At 69.9% G+C, this 23460-nt stretch carries 21 protein-coding genes; 8 read left to right on the forward strand and 13 right to left on the reverse strand.

The annotated features are described in order from the left end of the window. Positions 1–94 precede the first annotated feature (94 nt). From ACFV2J_RS16130 to ACFV2J_RS16145, 4 genes are all read right to left on the reverse strand, one after another. A complete protein-coding gene (locus tag ACFV2J_RS16130; protein WP_385082433.1) occupies positions 95–1501 on the reverse strand; it encodes an amidase in 1407 nt (468 codons plus the stop codon). A 481-nt stretch (positions 1502–1982) separates the two neighbouring features. Beyond that, on the reverse strand, positions 1983–2969 hold the full coding sequence (locus ACFV2J_RS16135; RefSeq protein WP_385082434.1) for an MBL fold metallo-hydrolase: 987 nt from the start codon (positions 2967–2969) through the stop codon (positions 1983–1985). Next, positions 2966–3343, reverse strand: a complete 378-nt coding sequence (locus tag ACFV2J_RS16140; RefSeq protein WP_385082450.1) for a PaaI family thioesterase — start codon at positions 3341–3343, stop codon at positions 2966–2968. Before ACFV2J_RS16140 ends, ACFV2J_RS16135 begins: the two co-directional genes overlap by 4 nt. A gap of 123 nt (positions 3344–3466) precedes the next feature. Beyond that, entirely contained in the window at positions 3467–4084 is a 618-nt protein-coding gene (locus ACFV2J_RS16145; RefSeq protein WP_385082436.1) for a LysE family translocator, read from the reverse strand. A gap of 111 nt (positions 4085–4195) precedes the next feature. On the opposite strand from ACFV2J_RS16145, the gene ACFV2J_RS16150 reads away from it, so the two are divergent. After that, positions 4196–4648 (forward strand): Lrp/AsnC family transcriptional regulator, encoded by a 453-nt coding sequence (locus ACFV2J_RS16150; RefSeq protein WP_385082437.1) that lies wholly within the window; start codon positions 4196–4198, stop codon positions 4646–4648. A 321-nt stretch (positions 4649–4969) separates the two neighbouring features. Here the strand turns inward: ACFV2J_RS16150 and ACFV2J_RS16155 are convergent, their stop codons facing one another. Next, entirely contained in the window at positions 4970–5455 is a 486-nt protein-coding gene (locus tag ACFV2J_RS16155; RefSeq protein WP_385082439.1) for a MarR family winged helix-turn-helix transcriptional regulator, read from the reverse strand. A 114-nt stretch (positions 5456–5569) separates the two neighbouring features. Between ACFV2J_RS16155 and ACFV2J_RS16160 the strand changes: the two genes are divergently transcribed. Next, the gene (locus ACFV2J_RS16160) at positions 5570–6403 is read left to right on the forward strand and encodes an alpha/beta fold hydrolase (protein WP_385082441.1); all 834 of its coding nucleotides are present in this window, start codon (positions 5570–5572) and stop codon (positions 6401–6403) included. A 214-nt stretch (positions 6404–6617) separates the two neighbouring features. On the opposite strand, the gene ACFV2J_RS16165 is transcribed toward ACFV2J_RS16160, so the two are convergent. Next, positions 6618–7247, reverse strand: a complete 630-nt coding sequence (locus tag ACFV2J_RS16165; RefSeq protein WP_385082442.1) for a DUF3887 domain-containing protein — start codon at positions 7245–7247, stop codon at positions 6618–6620. Positions 7248–7793: 546 nt separating this feature from the next. Here ACFV2J_RS16165 and ACFV2J_RS16170 point away from each other — a divergent pair. After that, positions 7794–8312 carry a hypothetical protein gene (locus ACFV2J_RS16170; RefSeq protein WP_385082444.1) on the forward strand — a complete coding sequence of 173 codons (519 nt, stop codon included), beginning with the start codon at positions 7794–7796 and terminating at the stop codon, positions 8310–8312. Between the two features lie 151 nt (positions 8313–8463). Here ACFV2J_RS16170 and ACFV2J_RS16175 read toward each other — a convergent pair whose 3' ends face one another. After that, positions 8464–9093 carry a TetR/AcrR family transcriptional regulator gene (locus ACFV2J_RS16175; protein ID WP_385082445.1) on the reverse strand — a complete coding sequence of 210 codons (630 nt, stop codon included), beginning with the start codon at positions 9091–9093 and terminating at the stop codon, positions 8464–8466. Between the two features lie 110 nt (positions 9094–9203). Between ACFV2J_RS16175 and ACFV2J_RS16180 the strand changes: the two genes are divergently transcribed. After that, on the forward strand, positions 9204–11441 hold the full coding sequence (locus tag ACFV2J_RS16180) for an MMPL family transporter (protein WP_385439199.1): 2238 nt from the start codon (positions 9204–9206) through the stop codon (positions 11439–11441). A 241-nt stretch (positions 11442–11682) separates the two neighbouring features. Here the strand turns inward: ACFV2J_RS16180 and ACFV2J_RS16185 are convergent, their stop codons facing one another. Next, positions 11683–12585 carry a helix-turn-helix transcriptional regulator gene (locus ACFV2J_RS16185; RefSeq protein WP_385083851.1) on the reverse strand — a complete coding sequence of 301 codons (903 nt, stop codon included), beginning with the start codon at positions 12583–12585 and terminating at the stop codon, positions 11683–11685. Positions 12586–12720: 135 nt separating this feature from the next. Between ACFV2J_RS16185 and ACFV2J_RS16190 the strand changes: the two genes are divergently transcribed. Together ACFV2J_RS16190 and ACFV2J_RS16195 are read left to right on the forward strand one after the other, a co-directional pair. Beyond that, positions 12721–13647: an oxidoreductase gene (locus tag ACFV2J_RS16190; RefSeq protein WP_385083850.1), complete on the forward strand. Its 927-nt coding sequence runs from the start codon at positions 12721–12723 to the stop codon at positions 13645–13647. A gap of 150 nt (positions 13648–13797) precedes the next feature. Continuing rightward, positions 13798–14223, forward strand: a complete 426-nt coding sequence (locus tag ACFV2J_RS16195; protein WP_385083849.1) for a DUF6193 family natural product biosynthesis protein — start codon at positions 13798–13800, stop codon at positions 14221–14223. A gap of 149 nt (positions 14224–14372) precedes the next feature. Here the strand turns inward: ACFV2J_RS16195 and ACFV2J_RS16200 are convergent, their stop codons facing one another. Then, a complete protein-coding gene (locus tag ACFV2J_RS16200) occupies positions 14373–15548 on the reverse strand; it encodes a DUF6183 family protein (protein WP_385083848.1) in 1176 nt (391 codons plus the stop codon). 272 nt (positions 15549–15820) lie between these two features. Between ACFV2J_RS16200 and ACFV2J_RS16205 the strand changes: the two genes are divergently transcribed. Further along, positions 15821–16639 carry an SAM-dependent methyltransferase gene (locus tag ACFV2J_RS16205; protein WP_385083847.1) on the forward strand — a complete coding sequence of 273 codons (819 nt, stop codon included), beginning with the start codon at positions 15821–15823 and terminating at the stop codon, positions 16637–16639. A 234-nt stretch (positions 16640–16873) separates the two neighbouring features. Here the strand turns inward: ACFV2J_RS16205 and ACFV2J_RS16210 are convergent, their stop codons facing one another. From ACFV2J_RS16210 to ACFV2J_RS16220, 3 genes are all read right to left on the reverse strand, one after another. Next, positions 16874–17833 carry a DUF1152 domain-containing protein gene (locus tag ACFV2J_RS16210; RefSeq protein ID WP_385083846.1) on the reverse strand — a complete coding sequence of 320 codons (960 nt, stop codon included), beginning with the start codon at positions 17831–17833 and terminating at the stop codon, positions 16874–16876. A 334-nt stretch (positions 17834–18167) separates the two neighbouring features. Further along, positions 18168–18761 (reverse strand): hypothetical protein, encoded by a 594-nt coding sequence (locus ACFV2J_RS16215; RefSeq protein WP_385083845.1) that lies wholly within the window; start codon positions 18759–18761, stop codon positions 18168–18170. Positions 18762–18933: 172 nt separating this feature from the next. After that, positions 18934–19725 carry an MBL fold metallo-hydrolase gene (locus ACFV2J_RS16220; protein ID WP_385083844.1) on the reverse strand — a complete coding sequence of 264 codons (792 nt, stop codon included), beginning with the start codon at positions 19723–19725 and terminating at the stop codon, positions 18934–18936. A gap of 86 nt (positions 19726–19811) precedes the next feature. On the opposite strand from ACFV2J_RS16220, the gene ACFV2J_RS16225 reads away from it, so the two are divergent. Continuing rightward, on the forward strand, positions 19812–20405 hold the full coding sequence (locus ACFV2J_RS16225) for a CGNR zinc finger domain-containing protein (protein WP_385083843.1): 594 nt from the start codon (positions 19812–19814) through the stop codon (positions 20403–20405). Positions 20406–20834: 429 nt separating this feature from the next. Here the strand turns inward: ACFV2J_RS16225 and ACFV2J_RS16230 are convergent, their stop codons facing one another. Further along, entirely contained in the window at positions 20835–23249 is a 2415-nt protein-coding gene (locus tag ACFV2J_RS16230; protein ID WP_385083841.1) for a discoidin domain-containing protein, read from the reverse strand. Positions 23250–23460: the final 211 nt, after the last annotated feature.

A 23460-nucleotide genomic window follows, 5' to 3' on the forward strand; every position in this document is an offset into this window, starting at 1 on the left:
CGGCGGAGCCGCCCGCTTCTGTACGACCGACAACCAGGGCCCGCCTCCACCACCGCCACCAGCCACACCGGCACCGTCGAGGACATCCCGGTCGTCAGAGGGCGGGGTGCTGGTCGCGCACCGGGCTCAGCGTCTCCAGCAGCGAGGCGACGTGCAGGACCGTCGAATCCGCGTGCAGGTTGGCCACCACCTGCACAGCGATCGGCATGCCGTCGCTGCTCGTACCGAATCGCATCGACAGAGCTGGATGTCCTGTCAGGTTGAAGGGGACGGTCGTCGACGACACGTGGAAGGGGCCCACCGTCCGGCCGTCGATGGTGAACTCCCCGAGTTGATGCCCGTGCGCCGGGATCGTGGTCACCGGGAGCAGCAGGACGTCGTACTGGTGGAAGTACTCCGCGAAACCGTCGCGGAGCCGCTCGACGCCCTGTTCGGCCTCGACGTAGTCCTCCATCGACGTGTCGGGCATGCCGGCCAAGAACTTGGAGTAACTGAACATCTGGTCCTCATGACCCGCGGTGGCCTCCGCGAAGGCCGCCTTCACCTCCATGGTGCTCAGCTTGGTCCAGATTTCGAGGGGATTGTTCCGTTCGAGAGCGGGGATGTCCACGGCGTCGACCCGGGCTCCCGCGGTCCGCAGGGCGTCGGCGGCCGCCCGCACGGTCGCCGCGACCTCCGCGTCGGTCGGACCGAGTCCCGAGTCGACCAGCCAGCCCACGCGCAGGGGCCGGTCGGGGGAGGCGCCCAGGCCGGTATCGAACTCGCGCGGGGCGGTGGCAAAGCCGTCGGCGCCGTCGGGACCGGCCAGCAACGAATATGCCAGTGCCAGGTCGCGGATGCTGCGGGCCATGGGACCGACGTGCCAGTTGCGGCGGGGTTCCCGCGGCCAGATCCCCGTCATCGGGATGCGGCCGTGCGTCGGTTTGAAGGACACGACACCGGTGTCGGCCGCCGGCCCGCGGACCGAGATGGACAGGTCGCTCGCGAGTCCGAGCGGCGACATCCCGGCCGCGATCGCCGCGGACTCCCCGCCGCTCGAACCGCCGGGCGAGCGGTTGAGGTCCCAGGGGTTGTTCGTCCGGCCCGTCAGGAGGTTGTCGGTCTCGATCCAGTACGAGAACTCCGGGAGGTTGGTCTTCGCCAGGAGGATCGCTCCGGCTCTCTTGATGCGTGCCACGGCGGTGGCGTCCGTGTCCGGGATGCGCCCCGCGAAGATCGGTGAACCGCGCTGGGTGAGTACTCCGGCGGTGTCGAACGAGTCCTTGGCGGTGAAGGGCACGCCGTACAGCGGCCCCACTTCGCCGCCCGCCGCGAGCTTCTCGTCCGCCTCCCTCGCGGCCTCCAGCGCACCATGGGCGAGCGTGACGATGGCGTTGAGCCTCGGATTCGTGGCTTCGATGCGGTCGAGGTGCGCCTGCACCACCTCGGAAGAAGACACCTTGCCGGTACGGATCAGCTCAGCGAGTTCGCTCGCGTCACAGTGAATGAGGTCGGTAGGCATGATGAAACCTTTCCTGGACCGGCCGACTCAGGATTCCTACACCGGTCTACTCCATGCAGTGCCGCTCTGCTCGGTGAGCCTGGGCGGAGGTGACACGCCAGACGTGCGGCGCGGGGGCGCTTCGGCCGCTTGGGCCGCTTGGGCTGCTTGGGCCCGCTTGGGCCGCTTGGGCTTGGGAAGCAGACGCGGGTCCGGGCCCATACGCTGGTGCAACGTCTCGCGGCTGAGGCACGGACGATGCCCGCTGACCACCGCCCAGTCGCAGTGTCAGGTAGGTGGCAGTCCCGCGGGTCGGCCGGCGCGGATCGTGACGAGGTACACCAGAGTGCACACACGGCGCACTGCGCGAGGCGGCACACGACTCCACGGGTGGCGGGACTTCACGGGTGGCGGGACTTCACGGGTGACGCGACTCCACGGGTGACGCGGCGGCCGGGCGATCGGCTGGAGGCCGATCACCCACCCCCCGTTCCAGCAGGTGTCAGCGCGCCTCGTTCGCAGGCCACGCGCGCGGGAACGGCACGCGCAATGCCTCCGGCGCCACAGGAGTGTGGCCGGTGGCGGCCCGGACGCGTCCGTCGCGCAGGACGACGGCACCGCTGCGGAGCATGCTCGTGACCAGTTCGCCGGCGAGGGCCTCGGGGGTCACGGCCAGGAGGTGGGCGGCGTCGGTCAGCCAGGCGCGGGCGTGGAGATACGGCTCGACCTCGTCGGCCGGGAGCCCGTCGCGGATCATCAGGGCGAAGGCGAAGATCCGGCGGGCGCCGTACCAGACGGTTCCGGCGGGGTCGTCGACGAGTCGCTGCGCCCGGCGAAGGGCGGCGGAGAACGCGGCCGCGGGGTCGGTGGGTATCGGGCCGTGGGAGGGGAGGATCAGGCGGGGGTCGAGGTCGGCCATCCGTTTGAGGGAGGCGAGTGCGGTGGTCGCTGCTTCGGGGCCGTCGAGGGCGAGATTGACCCAGCCGACGTCGTAGTCCGACAGCGCGTCCCCGACGACGAGGATCCGCTCCTCCGGCTGCCACAGCGCGAGATGGCCCGGAGTGTGGCCGGGGGTGCGGACGACCTGCCAGTCGCTGTCGCCCAGTTGCAGGACCTGGCCGTCGTCGAGCGGGAGGTTCACGGTGTACGGGGCGACGGGTTGGTCGAGGTACTCGGCCCCGCAACAGCCGGGGTCCCGACGGGTGATGGCGTCGGCCTCCGGTGTTCCGGCCGCGATGGCGGCGCCCTGGGCCTGGAGGAGGGCGTTGCCGCCGACGTGGTCGGAGTGCCAGTGGGTGTTGACTACCAGGTCGATGGCGCCGGCGTGTGCGCGGGCCCAGGCGGCGGTCTCTTCGGCGTGGCCGACGAAGCCTGTGTCGACCAGGGCCGGTTGCCGTCCGGGCAGCAAGAGGGTGTTGGCGTCAGGGAAGGGCCGCTGCCACCACGTCAGCCAGGACGGCAGGGTCGCGTTGGAGGTCTGGTGGCTCATGCGGCGGGCCTGTCGACGCGGATCAGGGTCTGCTGGCCGTTGGCGACGAGCTTGCGGGCGCCGTCGAACTGGACGCCGTAGACCTCCAGTTGACAGACGGTCAGGGTGCGTCCGGGTCTGATGACGGTGCCGATGGCTTCGAGGTGGTCGCCGACGGCGGGTGCGAGGAGGTTGATCTTGTACTCGACGGTGAGGACATCGGATTCGTCGTCGAACAGAGTGAGCGCGGCGTAGCCGCCGGCGCTGTCGGCGATGGCGCTGGTGGCGCCGGCGTGTATGTAGCCGTGCTGCTGTGTCACCTCGGGGCGGGCCTGGAGCACGATGTGGACCCGTCCGGGCCCGATGTGAGTGATCCGTGCGCCGAGGTGGGACATCAGTCCCTGCTGGTCGAAGCTGTCCTGGATGCGCTTGCGCACCGCGGAGCTCGTCCGTTCCTGCTGGTCTTCCACGTGCGTGCGCTCCTTCGGATCCGTGTCGGGTGGAGCGGGGCGGGTTCCTCAGCCGGCCAGGCGTTCCACCAGCAGGAAGATACCGATGGCGATCATCATGGCACCGCTCACCCGGGTGACGACGCGGGCGGCCGGGGGGCGCGTGCTCAGAACCGTCCGCGCGAGGACACCGACGCCGAGGTAGACGACTGCGCACGCGGTCAGGTGCACCGCGCTGAGGAGGCCGGTCTGCGCGGCCACCGGCCAGCCCGTGGCAGGGTGGATGAACTGCGGGAAGAGCGAGAAGTACAGCAGGAGTGCCTTGGGGTTCAGGCCGCTGATCCCGGCCCCCTTGAGCATGACCCGCAGCCGGGAGGTGTCAGCACTTTCTCCGGCGGCTGTCGGCACGGCCGGCTGTCGCAGAACGCCCCAGCCCAGCCAGAGCAGGTAGCCGGCGCCCGCCACGGTCAGGGCGGTGAGCGCGGTCGGGGAGCTCGCTACCACGACTGCCAGGCCCGCGACGGCCACGAGGGCGTAGGCCGCGTGGCCGGCGATCAGACCGGTGACGGCCGGGACGATCGAACGTCTCCGCAGGCCGGCGGCGATCGCGTAGGCCCAGTCCGCACCCGGGGTGAAGACCAGCAGCAGGTCCACGGCCAGGAAGGCCGCCAGCGTCGTCGTGTCCATCGTTCGTTCCCTCTCGCATGTCCTGCTCTGGAGGGAAGGCTAGGTCGGATTTGCCCGAGGGTGTTTGCGCATTTACCTCAAGATCGCGGAATCTGGGGGAGAATCTTCTCCATGGATGCCTTGGATCGGAAGATTCTCACCGAGCTCCAGCTCGATGGCCGCCTGACGGTGACCGAGCTGGCCGCTCGCGTGAAGCTGAGCGTCTCGCCCTGCCACCGCCGGCTGCGCGACCTCGAACGTGAGGGAGCGATCCGCGGCTACCGGGCTGTCGTCGATCCGGCCGCCGTCGGCCTGAACTTCGAGGCCCTCGTCTTCGCCACCCTGCGCTGGGAGACTCCCGACACGGTCGCCGCCTTCGAAGAGGCCGTGTCCGCCGTCCCCCACGTGCTGCAGGCGCAGCGCCTGTTCGGCGAACCGGACTACCTCCTGCGCGTGGCCACCAGCGACCTTGCCGCCTTTCAGCAGCTCTACGACCAGCAGTTGGCCCGGCTTCCCGGGGTCCAGCGCCTGACCTCCACCCTCGTCATGAAGAACGTCATCGACGACCGGCCGTTGCCCGAGTAGCGGGAGCGCCTGAGGGCGATTTCCGTCGCGGGTGGCCCGGCTGGGCGGAGGGCCCTCGCAGGCGACCCGGGCGGACGGAGAACCCCAGGGTGCCGGACCAGGATCGCGCGGGCGCCGATCGCGACTGGACTCGCCGCGAGACGCGGCGTCCGAGCGGGTTCGCCGTGCCCGGGTTCGCCGTGCCCGGGATCGACTGCTTCGCCGCGGCGTCCACCGCCGATCCCCGGCGGGGGCACACTTTCTGACACTCCGTCCGCTTTACCGGGCACACCCGGGCTGCCCGGCGGAGCGGGGGGATCGTGCGAGTTGCCCGCGACCGTGTTACTCCGACGGCTGAACGGCGTCCCCGCGGCGTGGTCCTGGGGTCCCTGACGGCGGCAAGAGGTTGCGGGCGAGTACGTCCAGTGCTTCCGTGACCTCCCGCAACCGGTGCGGCTCGTCGGATCCGAGGGCGGCGGTGAGCGCTTCGTCGATGCCGGCGGCGCGGACCTGCGCCACGCGCTCGGACACCTCGGCGGCCTGACGCACCAGCAGCCGGCGCCGGTCGGAGGGATCCGGGGCCGTCTGCACCGATCCGGCCTCACCGAGCCGGGCGACGGCCGAGGACACCTGACTCTGCGGCAGGCCGGTGCGGGCGGCGATCTCGCCGATGGCGGTGTCGGGGTGGGCGGCGATGTCGCTGGCCACGACCAGCACCAGCCGGGCGCTGCCGGCGTAGCGGCCGGAGCCGCCCGGAGGCTCAGGAAGGGCCTCCTCGCCGATCTTCATCAGGGTGCGTCCCAGCAGGAACAGCTCGACTCCGTTCACGCCTCCAAGGTACATCGAAATAGATCCATCGATATTGATACATCTAAATGGATGGATTACGCTGGTCGGCAGACGCGGCGGACGAGCGCCCGCCGCTCACGAGGGGGAGGCACCATGTCCAAGACCACCGGCACCCTGCCCGTTCCCGGCGCGGTCCTGCACTACCAGGTCCGTGGCACCGGCCCGCTGCTGCTCATCTCGCAGAGCGGAGAGGGCGACGCCGACCGCACCGTCGACCTCGTCCCTCATCTCACCGGCTCCTACACCGTGGTGACCTACGACCGCCGCGGCCTGTCCCGCAGCCGGCTCGAGGAACCCGGCCGGGGCGCGACCCTGGCCGAGCACGCCGACGACGTCCACCGCCTGCTGGCCTCACTCACCGACACCCCCGCCTTCATGCTCGGCTGCAGTCTCGGAGCCGTCATCGGCATGCACGCGGCCCTACGGCATCCCGGACAGATCGGCACCCTCATCGCCCACGAGCCGGTCGCCCCGCGCCTCCTGCCCGACGACGAACGCATCCGCCACGAACGCGAACTCACCGCGCTCCAGGACCTCTACCTCCGCGAAGGCCTCGCCGCCGCGCTCCCGGAGATCGCCAGGACCCTGGGCATCGACCCCGCCGCCACGGACGCGGAACCCGGTCTCACGCCTCAGCCGATAGACGCCCTGCGCGCCGCCAACTTCGACTACTTCATCCGGCACGACTTCACCGCGGTCGTTCACGACACCCTCGACACCGCGGCATTGAAGAACGTCGACACCCGCATCGTGCCCGCCGCCGGGCAGACCACTCCGCGGACCGTCTTCGACCGCCGGACCGTGACGGCACTGGCCCGGCTGACCGGCCGCGAACCGAGGGAACTGCCCGGCGGCCACAACGGGAACACCACCCACCCGCGCGCCTACGCCCTGCGCGTCCGGGAGATCCTCGACGCCGGACGCTGACACGCCACGGTCCTCACCACACCCCACCGGGCGTGCACCGGCGCATGCCTGACGGGCCATCACCTCGGACCATTCCACCAATGCCGCCCACCGCCACCTGCTCCCCTAACGCGCGGGAATCGCGACCCCCGAAGCGGGCGCCGATGACGCAGAGGGGTCGGTCAGCGTGGGAGATCTCTCTTGGCGAAGCAGACACGGACCAGGCGGCCCCCTGTCACGGCGTCTCGGGCGGAAGGACGACGAGTCCGGCGACCTTCTCGTCCGTGTCGAACGCGACCCGGGCCTTCATGTCACCGGCCTCATACCGAAGCGGGATGTCGACGACCGTGTGATCGCCGATGCGCCGCACGAAGGGATCCCCCTGCCCGAAGCCCTCGAACGCGCCGACCAGACCGGCGACCGTGGCAAGGCCGTTGCCCCGCACCTCGTCGGTGAACGCCTCCAGAACCTGGGAGTTGAACGACCTCCGGGCTTCGTCCATCCGGCCTTCCAGAACGTCCGTCACGATGGCGAGAGCGCGTTCCGCAGCGTCGGCCATACGCACTGTCTTGTCCATGGGTTCTCCCGTTCGGGGGTCGATGGGTTTGCCGAACCGCTGGAAGGCGGCCTGGCGGGTGACTCCGAGCAGGTCCCCGATCTCCTGCCAGGTGTGACCGGCGTCCCGGGACTGCTGCACACACAGCTTGAGCACCTGTCCCGCCATGTCGTCGACGTCCTGGGAGCGCCGGACCAGGTCAAGGTATGGCGGCGGTTCGAGTGGGTTGCCCAGCGCCTCGGCCAGCGCCGAGGCCTGCTGGGCCAGCTGAGCGCTCAGGGCGCCGAAGGACATCGAGGAATCGGCCACGTGTCAAGGTTGCCTTTACGGATCCATCCTTGTCAAGGAAACCTTTACAGGAGGCGGGTCTCGCCGATGGGATCTGAAACGCACTGCCCGTTCCGGTACATATGGCCGTGGTGGATGCACGTCCCCGACTGCGCAACTCACGCATGCGCAACCACACATGGCGAGGCGAACGCACCGGTGCGGGCCGGGGCAGGCCACGCCGCAACCCACACCACGCGCACGGACAACCCCTCTCCTCGTTCGGCGGCGGAACGCAGCGCAGCGCCGTGCGGAAGGGATCTGGCGGCGACCTGGACGCCGCCCGAACCGACGCTTGCTGACCCCGGATGCGCATGTGCATGAGTACGCGGACTCATGCGGGGCGCAGAAGGCTCGCCGGAGACTGCGCGTATGACACGTATCCGCCCCTCCATCAGCGCGTTCAGTCCGCCGCGGCGCAGCCTCGCAGCTGCCGCTCTCGCAGCCCTGGCACTCACCGGCTGCGGAGGCGACAAGCTGGGCGCCACTGGGCCACTAGGTGAACCGGGCAGAGGTACCGACTCCCAGGTGAATGGCCCACAGTCCTCCCCCGAGCAGGCGGCGTTCGCGGCAATGCTGGACAAGGTGGCGCAGCCGTGTTCTTCGACCGACGGTGCCGCGTCGGGGCCGCCGGACAAGAAGCCGACAGATCCACAGGGGAAGCTGACACTCTCCCCTGGCGAGACTCCCCCGACCACACCGATCGAGCCCGGTGCCCCCACGGAGCCCGAAGCGGAGTTGAGCCACCGCGACCAGTGCGCGAGCGTCCAGCACGAACAGCGCATCATCCGGACATTGCAGGCGATCCCGGAGCCCACTCCCGCCAAGGTCCGCAAGGCCCTGAACACCCTCGGCTACATCGACGAGCGCATCCACGGCCTCGACCAGGACGGAAAGACCACCCGCTTCTACCTCGACCTGCGAGAGAAGGGTGGCCGACTCTGCGAAGCGGGTCATGCCGCGGGAGAACTCACGGACATGACGGTGTGCACAGCCCCTGCCACCGGTTCGTTCGCCGTCACGAAGACGGAAGGGCAACGACCCTGACGGTGGGTTCGTCGGGCCGGGTTGTACGGTTCCCGAGGTGAGCCAGTGGCCGCGACGGGCCGCCGCCCACAGGGCTCGGGCGGCCCATGTTCACCTCAGTCGACCCATGTTCACCCCAGTCGGCCCGGGGCACTCCTCGGGGATACGGGGGTCATCGACGTGCGCTCGCGGCGACGGCCTCGATGCCGGCGGTGAGGAAGGTCATGGCCTCCCCGACGGCCTGGTCGCGCTCGGCTCCCTCGGGATACTGGAAGACCTCGGTGACCACGGCCGCGGCAGCGGCGGCGGCGAGGCGGGGGGCGATCCCGTCCGGGGCCTGGCCGGTGTCCTCGGCGATGATGCGGGCCCCCTCCTCGATGGCCGCCGCCATCCGCGCGGTGCGTACCGCCCGCAGTTCCGGGTTGGCCTCGAACATGCGCAGTTCGAGTTCGTCGGTCTCGTCGTGGCAGGCCATCTCCGCGCGCAGCCAGCCCTCCAAGGCGTGCATGACGCTCTCCCCGGGCGCACGGCCCCGCAGCATCTCGGTCAGCTGGAGCACCGTGGCGTCGAAGGACGCGAAGGCGATGTCCTGTTTGGAGCGGAAGTACAACGTCACCGTGCGCGGGGACACCTCGGCCGCCGCGGCGATCTCCACGATCGTCGTGGCGTCGTAGCCCTGCGCGGCGAAGAGCTCGAAGGCCGCGCGCGTGATCGCGGCCCGCCGCTTGGCCTTGCCGCGTTCGCGTAGGCCGTCCTCCGTCGCAACCCTTTCCATGCCGTCCAGCATAGCTTCGAACTGCATTTTTACATCCAGCGGTAAAGATGCATTACGCTGTAAAAATTCTGGTGGATCGACAGATCCGACAGCTGTCGAACCCAGAGTGTCGAACCCCGAGACGAAAGAGACCTGCCGTGGCGAAACGCTTGTATGCGCTGGGACGTTGGGCGGCGCGCCGCCGGGGCCGGGTGCTCGCGGTGTGGGTGCTGCTCCTCGCGGTGGCCGCCGGTCTGGGCACCGCCCTCGGCGGAAAGGTGGCGACGGAGTTCTCGGTGCCGGGCGTCGAGTCCCAGCAGGCCCAGGACCTGTTGAAGGCGAAGTTCCCGCAAGCCGCCGGCGGCACGGCCCGGGTCGTGTTCGCCGCACCCGAGGGCGCGAAACTCTCCGGCGAGAAGGAGCAGCGCGCCATCGCCGCGACGCTCGAGGAGGTCGCGGCGGTGCCGGGGGTCATCAGCGTCGCCGGCCCCGCGAAGACCGGAGCGGTGTCGAAGGACGGCACCATCGGCTTCGCCGACGCGCTGTTCGGCAAACCGGCCGACAGCGTGCCGCAGTCCGCCAAGGACCGGCTCGACGCCGCCCTGGACCCGGCGAAGAAGGCCGGCCTCGAAGTCGAGCTGGGCGGCACCGTGTCCACCCCGCCGGCCGAGGTCGGAGGCCCCGCCGAGGTCGTGGGCGTGGTCGTGGCCTTCGTGGTGCTCGCGCTCGCGCTCAGCTCACTCGTGGCGGCCGGGCTGCCCCTGGTGACGGCCCTCGTCGGCGTCGGGGTCGGCGTGATGACCGTCCAGTTCCTGTCCCGCTTCATCGATATGACGAACACCGCGACCGTGCTCGCGCTGATGATCGGCCTGGCGGTCGGCATCGACTACGCCCTGTTCATCGTCTCCCGCCACCGTGAACAACTCGCCGACCCCGAGCAGGACGTCCCCGACTCGATCGCCCGCGCCACCGCGACGGCGGGCAGTGCCGTGACCTTCGCGGGCGTGACCGTCATCATCGCGCTCGCCGCGCTCTCGGCCGCCGGCATACCCTTCCTCACCGTGATGGGCCTGGCCGCCGCCGGAACCGTACTCCTCGCCGTCCTGGTCGCCCTCACCCTCGTACCGGCCCTGCTGGGCTACCTCGGCGAACGCCTCCGTCCCAAGAGCGCACGGCCGGGTGCGAGTTCCCCGCGGACTCGGACGCCCGGCCGCGAGCGCGCACCCGGGTCCTGGGGTCTGGCCTGGGGCCGGCTCATGACACGCTTCCCCATCCCGGTCCTGGTCGTGAGCGTCCTCGGCCTGCTCGCCCTCGCCCTGCCCGCCACCGGACTGCGCCTCGGCCTGCCGAGCAACGAGACCCAGCCCACCGCGAGCACCCAGCACAAGAGCTACCAACTCCTCACCAAGGGCTTCGGTCCCGGCTTCAACGCGACCCTCGTGGTCGTCGTCGACGGCACCCGCATACCCACCGCGCAGCGCGCGACGGCCGTCGCGCAGGTCACCGACACCGTCGGCAAGGACCCGGACATCGCGACCGTGGCCCCGCCCAGGGCCACCGAGGACGGCGCGATCACCGTGCTCGGCGTCGTACCGAAGACCGGCCCCGACGACCAGAAGACCACCGACCTGGTGCACCGACTGCGCGACCGTGCGGTGACCCCGGTCACCGACGCCGGCGGTACGGCCTACGTCGCCGGTGCGACCGCCGCCGGAATCGACGTGTCGGCGAAGCTGTCCTCGGCGCTGCCCCTGTTCGTCACGATCATCGTGGTGCTCGCGCTGCTCCTGCTCATGCTGGCCTTCCGCTCGATCCTGGTGCCCCTCAAGGCCGTTCTCGGCTTCCTGCTGTCCATCGCGGCCGGTATCGGCGCGGTCGTGTGGGTCTTCCAGGACGGCCACCTCAGCGGACTCTTCCAGGTCGCGGCGGCAGCCCCGATCGCGTGCTTCGTGCCGGTCCTGCTGATCGGCGTCCTGTTCGGCCTCGCGATGGACTACGAAGTGTTCCTGGTCAGCCGCATGCGGGAGCACTTCCACCACCACCGGGACGCGCGGGCCGCGGTCGAGCACGGCGTGGAACGGAGCGGCCGGGTCGTCACCGCGGCAGCCCTCATCATGGCGGCCGTCTTCGGCGGCTTCATCTTCAACCACGACCCGACCGTCAAGACGATCGGCTTCGCGCTGACCATCGGCGTCCTCATCGACGCCTTCGTGGTCCGCCTCACGATCGTCCCCGCGGTGCTGAGCCTGCTCGGCCGCCACGCCTGGGCCCTCCCCAAATGGCTGGACCGCGCCGTACCGAACATGGACATCGAGGGCGACTCCCTGCCCCCAAGGACCACAGGCAGCCCGGTGGTTACTGCCGCTGCCGAGCTCGTACCGGCCGACAAGAACTGATCGGCAGCTGCGTAGAACTCACTGCCTGACTGGCTGACTACCTGGCTGACGGGCTCACTGACCGTGAAGACGGAGCCGAGGGCTCCTCACCCCGCCGCGGGGTGAGGAGCCCTCCGGCCGTTCATGTCGGGCAGTCCGCAGAAGGTGTCACTCCGGGCCCTCGGGCGAGCGCTCCGGGCGTTTCGCGAGAGAGAGCGCAACGGACGTCGATCCCTCACCGAGGCCCGGCTACGAGCCTTGCTCATGCAGGGCGCGAGTGAACCTCGGCGGTTGACGGCCGTCGGACTGCTGCGTTCCGGGTCGCTCGCAGGGATGCGAGGAGTTGGAGGCGCTCCGCGTCCGCGGTTCCGGGTTCGGCCGTAAAAACCAGGAGGACCGGACCCGGGGTGCCGGGCAGGGGGTAGGTGTCCCAGTCGAGGGTGATTCCGCCGACCTCGGGGTGCAGGAACAGAGTCGTCCCGTGCACGTTCTCCCGGACGTCGTGTCGCGCCCACAGCCGCCGGAAGTCGGGGCTGTGGATGCTCAGTTCGCCTACGAGCGCCGTGGCACGCGGGTGGTCCGGATCGTCCGCGACGGCGGCGCGCAGCATGGCCACGTACTGGCGGGCCATACTCTCCCAGCCCTGGCAGAGCATGCGGGCCTCGGGGTCCCGGAACAAGACGGCGACCATGTTGCGCTCCGCCGGGGGCCGGGAGCTGGGGTCGCCCAGCAGGGCCTCGGCGAGCGGGTTCCAGGCGAGCACGTCGAGATGCCGGCCGAGGACCAGCCCGGGGGTGCCCATGACGTGCAGCAGGCGGCGGGTGCTCTCCGGCACGCGTTCCGCGACGCGGCGTGGCCGGGCGTGCGGGCGACGCCGGGCTGAGCGGGCCAGGTCGAAGAGGTGCCGATGCTCGTCGTCGTCCAGGCGCAGGGCGACGGCCAGGGCGTCGAGGGCGTCGTCGGAGGGCCGTACGTCGCGGCCCTGCTCCATCCGCTGGTAGTAGTCCGTGCTGAGCCCGGCCAGCAACGCGATCTCCTCTCGGCGCAGACCGGTCACTTTCCGTCGCCCTCCCGGCTCCAGGCCGACGTCCTGGGGACGCAGCCGGGCGCGTCGGGCACGGAGGAAATCACCGAGCTCCCGTGCGTAGGGGTGATCGGATGCCATGCCGCCAGTGTGCACGTCGACCGGTGCGCCAGGGTAGGTCTGCCATTCCCAGGCAGACGGGAACGATGGAACCACCTTCGTGTGCTCCTAGCGTTGCCGGCGAACGGTCCCCCGAACCCCTGCAGGAGTGCCGCCATGGCTGCCTGGAACACCCGTCAGATCCCTCACCAGCACGGCAGAATCGCCGTCGTGACCGGGGCGAACTCAGGCTTGGGCCTGGTCACGGCAACCGAGCTCGCCCGGTACGGGGCCAAGGTCGTACTGGCCGTACGCGACACCGCGGCCGGTGAGCGGGCCCGGGACGCGGTCCGCGAGGCGGTACCCGGGGCCGACGCAGAGGTGCGGGAGCTGGATCTGGCCTCGCTGGCCTCGGTCGAGGCATTCGCGAAAGGACTGACCGCCGAGTTCCCGACGATCGACCTGCTGATCAACAATGCCGGTGTGCTGAGGCTCGGACCGGCCCGCACGACGGCCGACGGATTCGAACTCCACATGGGCACCAACATGCTCGGCCATTTCGCTCTGACCGGCCTGCTGCTCGACGCGCTCGGCGGCGCCCACGCCCCGAGGGTGGTCAACATCAGCTCGATCACCCACAAGAACGCGCACCTCGACCCCGACGACCTCATGTCGAGCCGCGCCTATCAGGCACATCACGCCTATAGCCGGTCCAAACTGGCCTCGACCGCTTTCGGCCTCGAACTCGACCGCCGGCTGCGCGACACCGGTTCGCCCATTCTCAGCGTCCTTGCGCACCCCGGAATGAGTCGCAGCAATCTCAACCCGCGCGCCCTGCGGGACCGCGGCCGGTTCGAGCGGGCTGTCGCCCAGACCGTCCTACGGGTCCTACAGGCACCGAGTGAGCGGGGAGCACTGCCCCAGCTGTACGCGGCCACAGCGCCCGATGTGCGCGGTGGTGAATTCTTTGGCCCCTCCGGCTTCAAAGAGATGCGCGGCCGAGGCGTGAACACGGTTCATCCCGGTACCGAGGCCGCCCACCCCGAGACTGGCTATCGACTCTGGACGGAGGCCGAACGGCTGACCGGGGTCACCTACCTCTGATCAGGCGACCTGGTGTGACCGTCAGCGACAGTTGGCCATAGGCGGTGGCGAGATCACTGGTGACTGCGCTGCGTAGAGGGGTAGTTGGCCATTTTGCCCAGATGTTGTTGGCAACTGCGGTCTCCAAGCCGTCTCGGGGATGATGGTCTTATGGATACGGCACCATCGGACCAGCAGGCCCTGGTCGAAGCGGGTTGGCAGAAGGTGCGCGACGACGGGCGGGTTCGTCCGGAACTGCTCGAAGCGGCCTACGCCGAACCCCGCCTGCGCCAGTTGTTCCCCTGGACGGGAATGGGAGAGCTGCACTTCAGCCGCTGCACGGAGTGGCCGTGGGCATGGGACGTTGCTTACATCCAGCCCGCGACAGAAGGCGAATACTGGGTCTCCGGCCCCCTGCGCAGCGAGTCCGTGGGTCCGGCCGCGACGGCACAGGAGGCCGTCATGATGGTGGTCGACCGACTCCCTCCCCACTGCGGACCCGCCCTCGCCGGAACCCGAGAAGAACTCGCCGCCCACGACGCAGGGGTCCCGCCCGCGAACCCCGAGATACCCAGCCCCGACCGCTCTACGAGCTGATCTTGCGTTTCAACCGTCGTGGCCCACTGCCACCTATCGGGTCCCGGCCCGCCTTCGCAGGCGCCAGTCTTCGACAGCGTGACCACCTGTCGCTGCACAGGGCCAACTTTCGGTGCACGTCACACCTGGCCGGGCAGTCCGTGTTGGAGTCAGTCGGTGTCCGTGGCGGCGAGGACCGCGATGTTCTGTCCGCCTGGTCGCAGGACGGCCACGGCGAGGTCCCAGGCCACCTGGTGGAACCAGTCCGATGAAGGGTCCGCGATGAACCAGTGGGCCCGCTCGACCAGCATCGCCGTGTCGTCGACCGGCGCGTCCGGGGCGGCGCCGACCAGGCCGCCGAGCGAGCGCCAGACAGCGAGCCGACCGTACGCACCGAACATGCCGCTGCCGTACGCGGGGCTGCGTACGGCAGCGGTGAGCAGCACCCGCAGCACCCTGTCCGAGGCGGCCGGATGCAGCCGGGCGCTCTGTTCTTTCCCTGGCCACGGGGTCAGCGGCAGACGCTCGAAGACGGCCGCGAAGTCGTCCGCCGAGACAGGGGACGCGCACCAGAACTCCGCTGCGACGACCGTACCGTTGGACTCCTCGCGCCAGTGCCGCACCGCGGCGCTCATGGCCTCGGAAGTCTCAGGCACGGTGACGTCCACCGGATCGGACTCGGCACCGCGCCGGCGCATCTCCGCCGAGACATGGAGTTCGGGTCGGTCGCTGTGCTCCTTCACCGTCGCGGGAGGCATGGCCCACGTCCAGTCGCGCGAAGCGTGGGCCGGCCTGAGCAGCGCGCGTTCCGTGGGCAGCAGGCGGAGCGGCAGGGGCGCGAGCGGATGCCGCCGCGTCACGAGCGCTTCGCCGAAGGACCGCAGAAGGGGGTACTCCGGGACCGCGACGTCCGCGAGCACCAGTTCGTGCAGCAGGCATGCCTTGAACTCGTCCGACGCCGCGATGCCCGGCTCCCCGGCGTAGACGACCGGGACGATGTCCTCGGGCCGCTGCCCCAGGGCAACCAGCTGCGCCAGACGCCGCTCCGCCCTGATCCGTACCGGCCCTTCGGCCGACAGACTGCTCGGCAAGCACAGCAAAGCGCGCAGGCTCCGCTGTCCCGCCGTCGCGGCGAGGGCCGTCTGCAACCGGTCGAGCAGGAAGGCGTGTTCGGACGACTCCTCGCCCCCGCGGGCGGCCCGCCGCGCGAGCTCCGCGCCGAGCAGCGCCGCCCACTCGAAGTCTCCGGACGAAACCCGGCGACGGATCTCCTCGCCGAGCGCGGGCGTCGCGGAGAAGTCACCGTCCAGCAGTCTTTTGGCCCGTGGAGTCATGTCGTCGTGCATGGTGGAATCACTTTGCCTCACCGTCGCCAGGTGCGGGGCCCGTCCGGGCCGGTCGGCGCGCAGCGGGTGACCAGTCCCCCGTGACGGCGCCGCATCGTGCAGGCCATGGGCCGCGCCTTGCGGCAGAACCCGGGACAAGAGTCCCGGACCGGCTCCGCCAAGAACCCTTGCGGTCCCGCGCCGGGCATCCATGCCCTCGCACCGCCCTCCAGCCGGCCGGAAGATCCCAAAACCATGGTCCGCAGGCGGCGTTGCGCGAAATAATGTCCGCCATGACGTCCGAAGGCTCCTCCATCGACCCGTCCAAGCCCAGCATCGCCCGCGTCTACGACTATCTGCTCGGCGGCAAGGACAATTACGCCGTGGACCGTGGGATCGGCGACGTGTTCAAGCGCGACCTGCCCGGTTCGGTGGCCATCGCCTTCGCCAACCGCGCCGCCCTGACCCGGGCGGTCAGGGAGATCGCGAAGGCTACCGGCATCCGGCAGTTCATCGACCTGGGGAGTGGCCTGCCGACCGCGGACAACGTCCACCAGGTCGCGCAACGGCACGCCCCCGAGTCCCGGGTCGTCTACGTCGACATCGACCCCCAGGTACTGGTCCACGGCCGCGCACTGCTGGAGAACAACGACCGGACCCGCGTCGTCGCGGTCGACGTGCGCGACCCCGAAGGCGTCCACGCGCACCCCGACACCCGGGAAATCATCGATTTCACCCGCCCCGTCGCGGTCATCCTCAGCGCCATCCTCCACCACGTCAACGATGACGAGGACCCGGCCGGCATCGTCCGCTACTGGCGAGACCATGTCCCGTCCGGAAGTTACTTCTTCATCAGCCACTTCCGCTCCGGGAACAACCCGGAGACCGCGGAGGCCGAGAAGGTCCTCCAGCAGACGTTCGGCCGCGGCCGGTGGCGCACCGACGCGGAGATCGCCGCCCTGCTGGACGGCCTTGAGATCCTCGACCCCGGGATCGTCCCCGCGTCCCTGTGGCGTCCCGACGAGAACGACAACCCGTGGAACGGCGGCGAAAAACGAGAACTCACGGTCTGGGAGCACCTCATCGCCGCCGGACTGGCCCGGAAAGCCTAGACGTGATCCCCGGACGACGACCGCCGGGCAGCGGCGCCTCCGGCCTCAAGCCTGATACGTAGTCCGACTGCCTGATACGTAGTCCAACTGCCAGCAGCTCCGCACGCACCGCCCGAGCGGAGCCGTGCCGATCCCGCGGTTCCGAGACCGCTCGTGCACTGCGACCGGTGGAAGGTCCCGACCGCGGTAGCCGGACCACTGATGCCACCAGGCAGGGCACAGTCGGCCCGGTCACTAGTGCGGGAAGCGGCGGGGCGGGCGAGTGACTGTGGAGTCACGGAACTCGGCGATCCGCGAGTGGACTTGGCGCATCAGGTGGGTGTCCTCGATCCGATCCAGGTAGAGGCAGCGCGCTGCCAGGCCCGGGAGGTCGAAGGTGAAGTACAGGGACATCAGCGGGTTCACGAACAACTCGCTGCCCCGGGTGCGGTCGGTGAACTGGACGTCGCCGAACGAGCCGCGCACGGCTGCCGCGATGGAACCGTTCACAATGCTGGGGTGATCCGGGGTGTGGTGCTGAGCGTGTGTCACCGCGTCGAGGTACAGAGCGCCCTCACGGGTGGCGCGCGGTATCGAGAACGCACCGAGGTAGGCGCCGTCGCGCTCCAGCGCGGCGATGTTCTCCAGTACCTGTACATGGTTCACGCCGTGGTACGCGTCCACACCGAAGCCGAGTGACACGACGAGCCGGGTCGGTACGCCGTCCAGCGCGGCCAGCGCGGCGACGCTCGTCAGGTCCTCCTCTGGAGTGCCGAGCCCGGCTTCATCGCCGCGCATCAAGATGTCCGTACCGCCGTCGACCAGCACCACGGCGTCGACACTGTGCAGCTCGATCAGTGCTTGGTAGGCGGCGCGCAGCGGGCGGACCCCGGTCTGGGGGAAGGCGTAGACGGTGGACGGGTAGCCGTGCTGGCGCAGCCACTGAGCGAGGGTCCGCTCCGGGAAGTAGCCCTGGTGCAAAGCGGAGTCGGGGGTGACGGCGGCCACGTCGGGGGCGACCCAGTCGTCGAGCGGGAGACCTTCGAGCGCGCTGAAAGAGAGGCTCGCGAGAAATACCTGCTTGCCCTCATGCAGGAGGGAGAGGGCCAACGGCAGGCCGGAGTAGATGTCGAAGCCGCCACCCGCGCCCGCGACGAGGATCCGTTCGGCATCGGCGAGCCGGGTGAAGAGTGGGTTGGCGTTGAGGGACGTCATGACGATCATTGTCCGGGGGCCCGGCCCGGGACGCTCCCGAATTCTCGACGCGACGGCGAAGCCAAGGAGTAACCGGGATCAAGGCCTCGGACGCGGGAGGTCTCCGGGGCCGGAGCGTCAGGTCTCCCGCTGACGTCCCGCACACAGACCGGCTTTGTTCACGGGGACGGGCTCCGGCTCAACTTCTGTGACGCCACCACTCTGAGTGACAACCGACCTCTTCGAGCCGTACGCGAAAAGGACCCGGCCACGACCACGCCCGCGCTCAGATGCCGGGTCGATCTGTTGGTGATCGGCGTCAACCCGTACGGCCCGTGACGCGCCGAGGGTCTGCTCAGTGTCCGCCCCGGTTCTCGACGCAGGGCCCGGACGGGTCGGGTTCGGCATAGGCGCCGTACACCTCGGTCGTCACGCCCCTCGGCGTGATCTCGGCGGAAACGCAGGCCTTGCCGTTGTGGAAGGAGAACCAGACCCGCTCGTACTGGGGCCACCCGGAGCTGATCGCGAGCCCGTTGTCGTCGCCGCATCCCCACTTGGCCATCAAAGCCCGTACGTCCTTCTCGGCGAACTGCTTCTTCTTTCGCATCATCTCCAGAGCGGGACGGAGCAGACGCACGCTGGCCTCCCCGGCCGCCCGGTTCCCGGGGGCGAGTCTCCCGGACATGCGGTACGCGTGGTTCTCGTCGTAGTGCGGATTCTCCGGGAGTGCGCTGCTGCCCGGAGCCGTCCGCGCGGACGATGATGACGAGGGCGCGCTGTCGCTGGCTCCCTTGGCGCATTCGGGCCTTCGTGTGAGTGATGGCGAGGGCGTGGCGGTGGCCGGCGCCAGGGCGTTGTCGTCCGCGGAGGGTTCGGCCTGCACTCCGCAGGCCGTCATGAGCGCGGCCGAGGCGAACACGGCGATGGACAGCATGCGGCGATTCGACATGCCCTGATCATCACCCCGCTCATGATGGCGTGCCTGAGTACCCCTACTCAACAAAGCGTGCCCGCCGGTCGAGAAGCGCTGACCGCTCCGACGGCGCGTGGCGTGGCGGATGGCCGGCTGACAGCGCGGTGGAGGTCTCGCTGTGGCCGTTGGCCACGACAGGCGCCGGAGGTCAGTCTCGCCGACCCCAGTCCAGACGGTCGGCCAGACCGGCGGCGGTGAAGGCGGCTGCCAGTTCGTCGTGGCCTTCGGTGAAGTGGGCCCAGCTGTCGTAGTGGACGGGGACCACGCGGCCGGCACCGAGGAGTTGGGCGGCCTCGGCGGCCTGGGTGCTGTCGAGGACGATCAGCTGGTTGTCGAAGAGCGCGGGGAAGCGGGGGGCGCCGGCGAAGAGGAGGGCGGTGTCAACGGGGCCGAAGCGCTCGGCGATCTCCTTGACCGCGTCGAGGGAGGCGTTGTCGCCGCTGACGTAGACGGTCGGCAGACCCTTCCCGGTCAGGATGAAGCCGACGACCTGGCCGGTGATCGGCTCGACCTCCTCACGCGGGCCGGGACCGTGGACAGCGGGGACACCGGTCACGGTGATCGTGCCGCCGTCGGGTCGGTTCAGCTCGATGGACTCCCAGTCGGCCAGGCCCTTGGCCTTCTCCCCCAGGCGCTGTCCGCCACTGGGGGTGGTGAGGGTGAGCGGGACGTCGGCGAGCAGGGCCCGGCCGGAGGTGTCGAGGTTGTCGGGGTGCTCGTCGTGCGAGAGCAGGACCACGTCGATGGGGCCGAGGTCGCCGGGGGTGCCGCTGGAGGGAGCGGTCTTGGTCAGGAACCGGCCGTCGGGACGGCCGTAGTCGCCCGGGGCGTCGAAGGTCGGATCGGTGAGGAAGCGCAGGCCGCCGTACTCGAAGAGGGTGGTCGGACCGCCGAAGACGCGGACTGGGAACGGGCTGCTCGTTGCGGGGAGGGAAGCCATCAAGCACCTCACGGATAGATATCGTCGAACCGTGAAGTAACCGTAGTCACTTCTCACGGATGCATGCAAGCCGTACCATGAGAAACATGAAGGAGTCCGTGATCGAACAGGCCGCCGTGCCGCCCGCACAGGGCGAGGAAGAGCACCTCTCTCTCGCCCTTGCCAACAGCGCGATCACGCTGCCCGGCGGGCACACGGTCGATTCTCTGGGCTCTCCCGCGCAGGCGAATCACTGGCTGGCGGAACGCGGTCTCGCTCCGGTCGACGCCGGCATGCGGGAGATGTGCGCGGCGCAACTGCGCTCGCTGCGTGAACAGATCAGGTCGCTGTTCGCCTCCCGGGCAGAAGGACTGCCCGCCCTCCCCGCCGCGGTCAGGGCCATCAACGACGCGATGACCCGCGTCCCCACGGCCCCGTTGCTGCAGTGGGACGACAAGACCGGTCCCTACCGCGCCGTCCTCCACCCCACCACCGCGATCGTGGACCACGCCCTGGCCACTCTCGCCGCTGATGCCTCCGACCTGCTCACGGGCCCCGACGCGGACCGCCTCACCGCCTGCGGCTCCACACCCTGCAACCGCTACCTGCTCCGCTACGGCCGCCGCCACTGGTGCTCCACCCGCTGCGGCGACCGCGCCCGAGCCGCCCGCGCCTACGCCCGCCGCACCACCTCCCCATGACGCTCAGCCACTCAGTGACCAGCAGCGCTGAATCCAACTATCCCAGGGCTCGCTGCTTGTGCAGGCCGGTGCTCGCCCGGAACCGGAGTCGTCCGCACCGGTCCTTGTCCTCGTCCGTTGCGTCGTCGGCGCAACAACAGTGCTGCGACAGCCAGCGCAGATCCTCCGGGTCGAGCCAGAGAGCGATACGGCCTTGTGCAGCCTCGACTTGTGGATCCGTGGGCTGTGGCGACGTCATGGGGTCTGACTGTATGCGCAGCTCATGACATCTCATGGCATCTCATGGTTGGTGAGGAGTCCGCACACGGAGTGGTGACCGGCGGCACCGCGCAGGCCAATGGCGTCCGCCACAGGCGTCGTCGAGGCTGCCGGCGGTCGGCGGGTGGTCGCCCGCCGACCGTGGGCGGAGTCGGACCGGAGCCGGAAGGGTCAGTCGCCGTGCCGCTCGCAGACGAAGGTGTGGTCGCCGGGTCCTACGTTCGCGACGGTGAGTGTGCCGTCGACCACGGCGACGTCGCGTGTCGATGCCCGTCGGCCGTCCCACAGTGTCCGCCGGCCGGTGCGCACGCGTTGCCCGCGCGGGTCGCCGGGGAAGGCGACCACTCCCTGGGTATGCCCAGGCCCGTGGACGGTGAGGCGGAAGGAGTGCGCGCCGTTCTCCCATTCGACACTCAAGGGGCCTTGAGGCGTGGGCAGTTGGCCTGCCGCCCAGTCGACATCGGCGGGTTGTGGGCGCACCTCCCAGGTGGCGTAACCGGGCGAGGTCGGCCGGGCACCGAGCAGGTGGTGGGTCAGGGCCGGCAGGACACCGGTGGACCATCCGTGAGCCATGCTGGTGTAGGCGCCCTCGTACAGGGAGCCGCCCGGCCCGATGCCTTCCCAGTGGGTGATGCCGGGGTCGTTCCTGTCCATCCAGCCGTACGTGCGACGGATCTGGTCCAGTGCGGAGTCGGCCCGCCCGGCCAGGAATCGCGCTTCTATCTCCGGATAGGAGGTGAAGGCGTAGACCCGCTGAGAGGCCTGGTCGAAGAGGGTGTCGTTGTCCATGAACGCGTTCCCGTAGGCCCGCTTGGTCGTCGCGTCGAGATGGGCGAGCGCTGATGCGGCACGGTCGGCGTCGGCGATTCCGGTGACGACGGCCAGGGAGTTGCCGTCCTGGGCGTGGCGCGCCGCGCCGGTCCCGGAGTCCAGATAGGCGCCCGCGTCGGTGTCCCACAGCAGCGAGTTGACGGCCTGCGCGACCTTCTCCGCTCGGGCGCTCCAGCGCGAGGCGTCGGCACTTTGACCCAGCAGCCGGGCCAGCCGGGCCGCGCCCTGGAGGGCCTGGACGTAGAGCGCGTTGTAATAGGTGACGCGGCCCGTGCGGCCCAGGAAGGCGTAGTCGCCGTACCCTCCGGTGTCGTTGAGGCCCTTGCTCAGCAGACCCGCCTCGTCGGTGACGCTGGGGTACCAGGTGTCGAGGACCTTCAGCAGAGTCGGGTAGTAGCGGGTGGCGTACCGGCGGTCGCCGGTGTAGAGGACGTAGTCCCAGCTGCAAGTGACCCAGTACAGCGGGTAGTCGAAGAGGGGCAGGGTGTAGTTTCCGATGGAGGCGGGCGGGATCCAGCCGTCGGCGCGCTGGTGGTCGGCGAGGTCGGCCAGGACGTTGCGCGCCGCCTCGGCGGCGTCGTCGTGGGTCAGATAGAGGGTGCGCGCGGAGACGGCGAGGTCGCCGACGTACGGGTCGCGGTCACGCTTGGCACCGTCCTGCAGGACCAGTTTCCCTTCGAGCGAGGCGCTCCAGGCATTGCGTGGATCGACGTCGTCCTGGCGAAAGGTGTCGATGACCAGTTCGTTGGTGTACGAGGCGCCGTACCAGTAACGATTCAACTCGTCGTCGGAGCAGAGGAACCAGCCGCGGTAGGTGCTGGGCGTGCCCAGATACGCGGTGAACTGCAGCGCGATCGAGTCGATCTCCACCGTCCCCCAGGGCTGGGCGGCGGGGCTGTCCGAGGCCAGCGCGTCGAGGCTGATCCTGAGATAGCGGAACCCGTGCAGTCCGTCGGCGAAAACCTGGTCACCTGTCTGGAAGCCCTTGTGGTCCGTCCAGTTGGCGCCCTTCGCGGGGACGGCGAACTGATCCGTGCCCTGTCCGGCCCCGCCCGCTTGGTCGGAGCGGGTGAAGTCCGAGCGGTCGGTGAGGAATTGCCGGGTCTCGGAGAACGCCACCCGCACGCCGGGGGAGTTGTCGGACGCCGAGGTGAACCGGATCCGTGGATGGCCGACCACGACCTTGCCGAAGTCCACGGTGATGCTCGGTACGGGAATCGGGGTGACGGGCGCGGGCCAGACCTCGTTGATCCGCGTGAAGTACCCGTGCGGTGTGTCCTGCGCGTTGGTCACCGTGATGCGCACGCGATCGGTACTGACCTCCTGCGCGAACGGAACGGCCTTCTGGATCGCGTCGTTGCCGGTGACCGTGGCGGCGGTGTGCCAGTCGCCGTCGCGCCACACGTCCACGGTGCAGTCGCTCGGCACGCCGTCGCTGTTGGAGATCAGCGTGATGCCCGTCAAGGGCGTGACCTGCGGCAGGTTGATGGTGAGGACGTCGGGGAACGCCCCCGGCGTGTCGTCGTTCCAGAAGGTGTCGGGGTTGCCGTCGATCGCGTTGGCGGCGTCGTAGGTGCGCGGCTGCCCGTCGTTGCCGTTGTTGCCCGCATGAGCCGACGAGGCCTCGGCCGTGGTGCCGTCGGGCCAGCGCGGCGGCGCCACGGGACGCGGGCGCCGCAGGACGGATCTGGCACCGCCGGGCTCGAGCAGCGCCTCGGGGTTCGTCACGTCGCCGCTCGCCGCGATGATCCGCACGGGGCGGACCGTGCGGGAGGACGGACCCTGAACGTACCGGTGCCAGCCGCCGGGGCGGCGCGACGGGCCTCCAGCGGTGGAAGGGGAGGCTTTCTGGGAGGTTAGCGCCTCGGCTGAGGGGGTCGCGACGCCGAGGGATACGGCCGAGAGCCCGACGGTGCCGGCGGTCGCCAGCACCGTTCGCCTGGAAAGACCCTTGTCCGGTGAGCTG

The organism is Streptomyces sp. NPDC059668, assembly GCF_042734135.1.
In the GTDB taxonomy this organism is placed as follows: domain Bacteria; phylum Actinomycetota; class Actinomycetes; order Streptomycetales; family Streptomycetaceae; genus Streptomyces.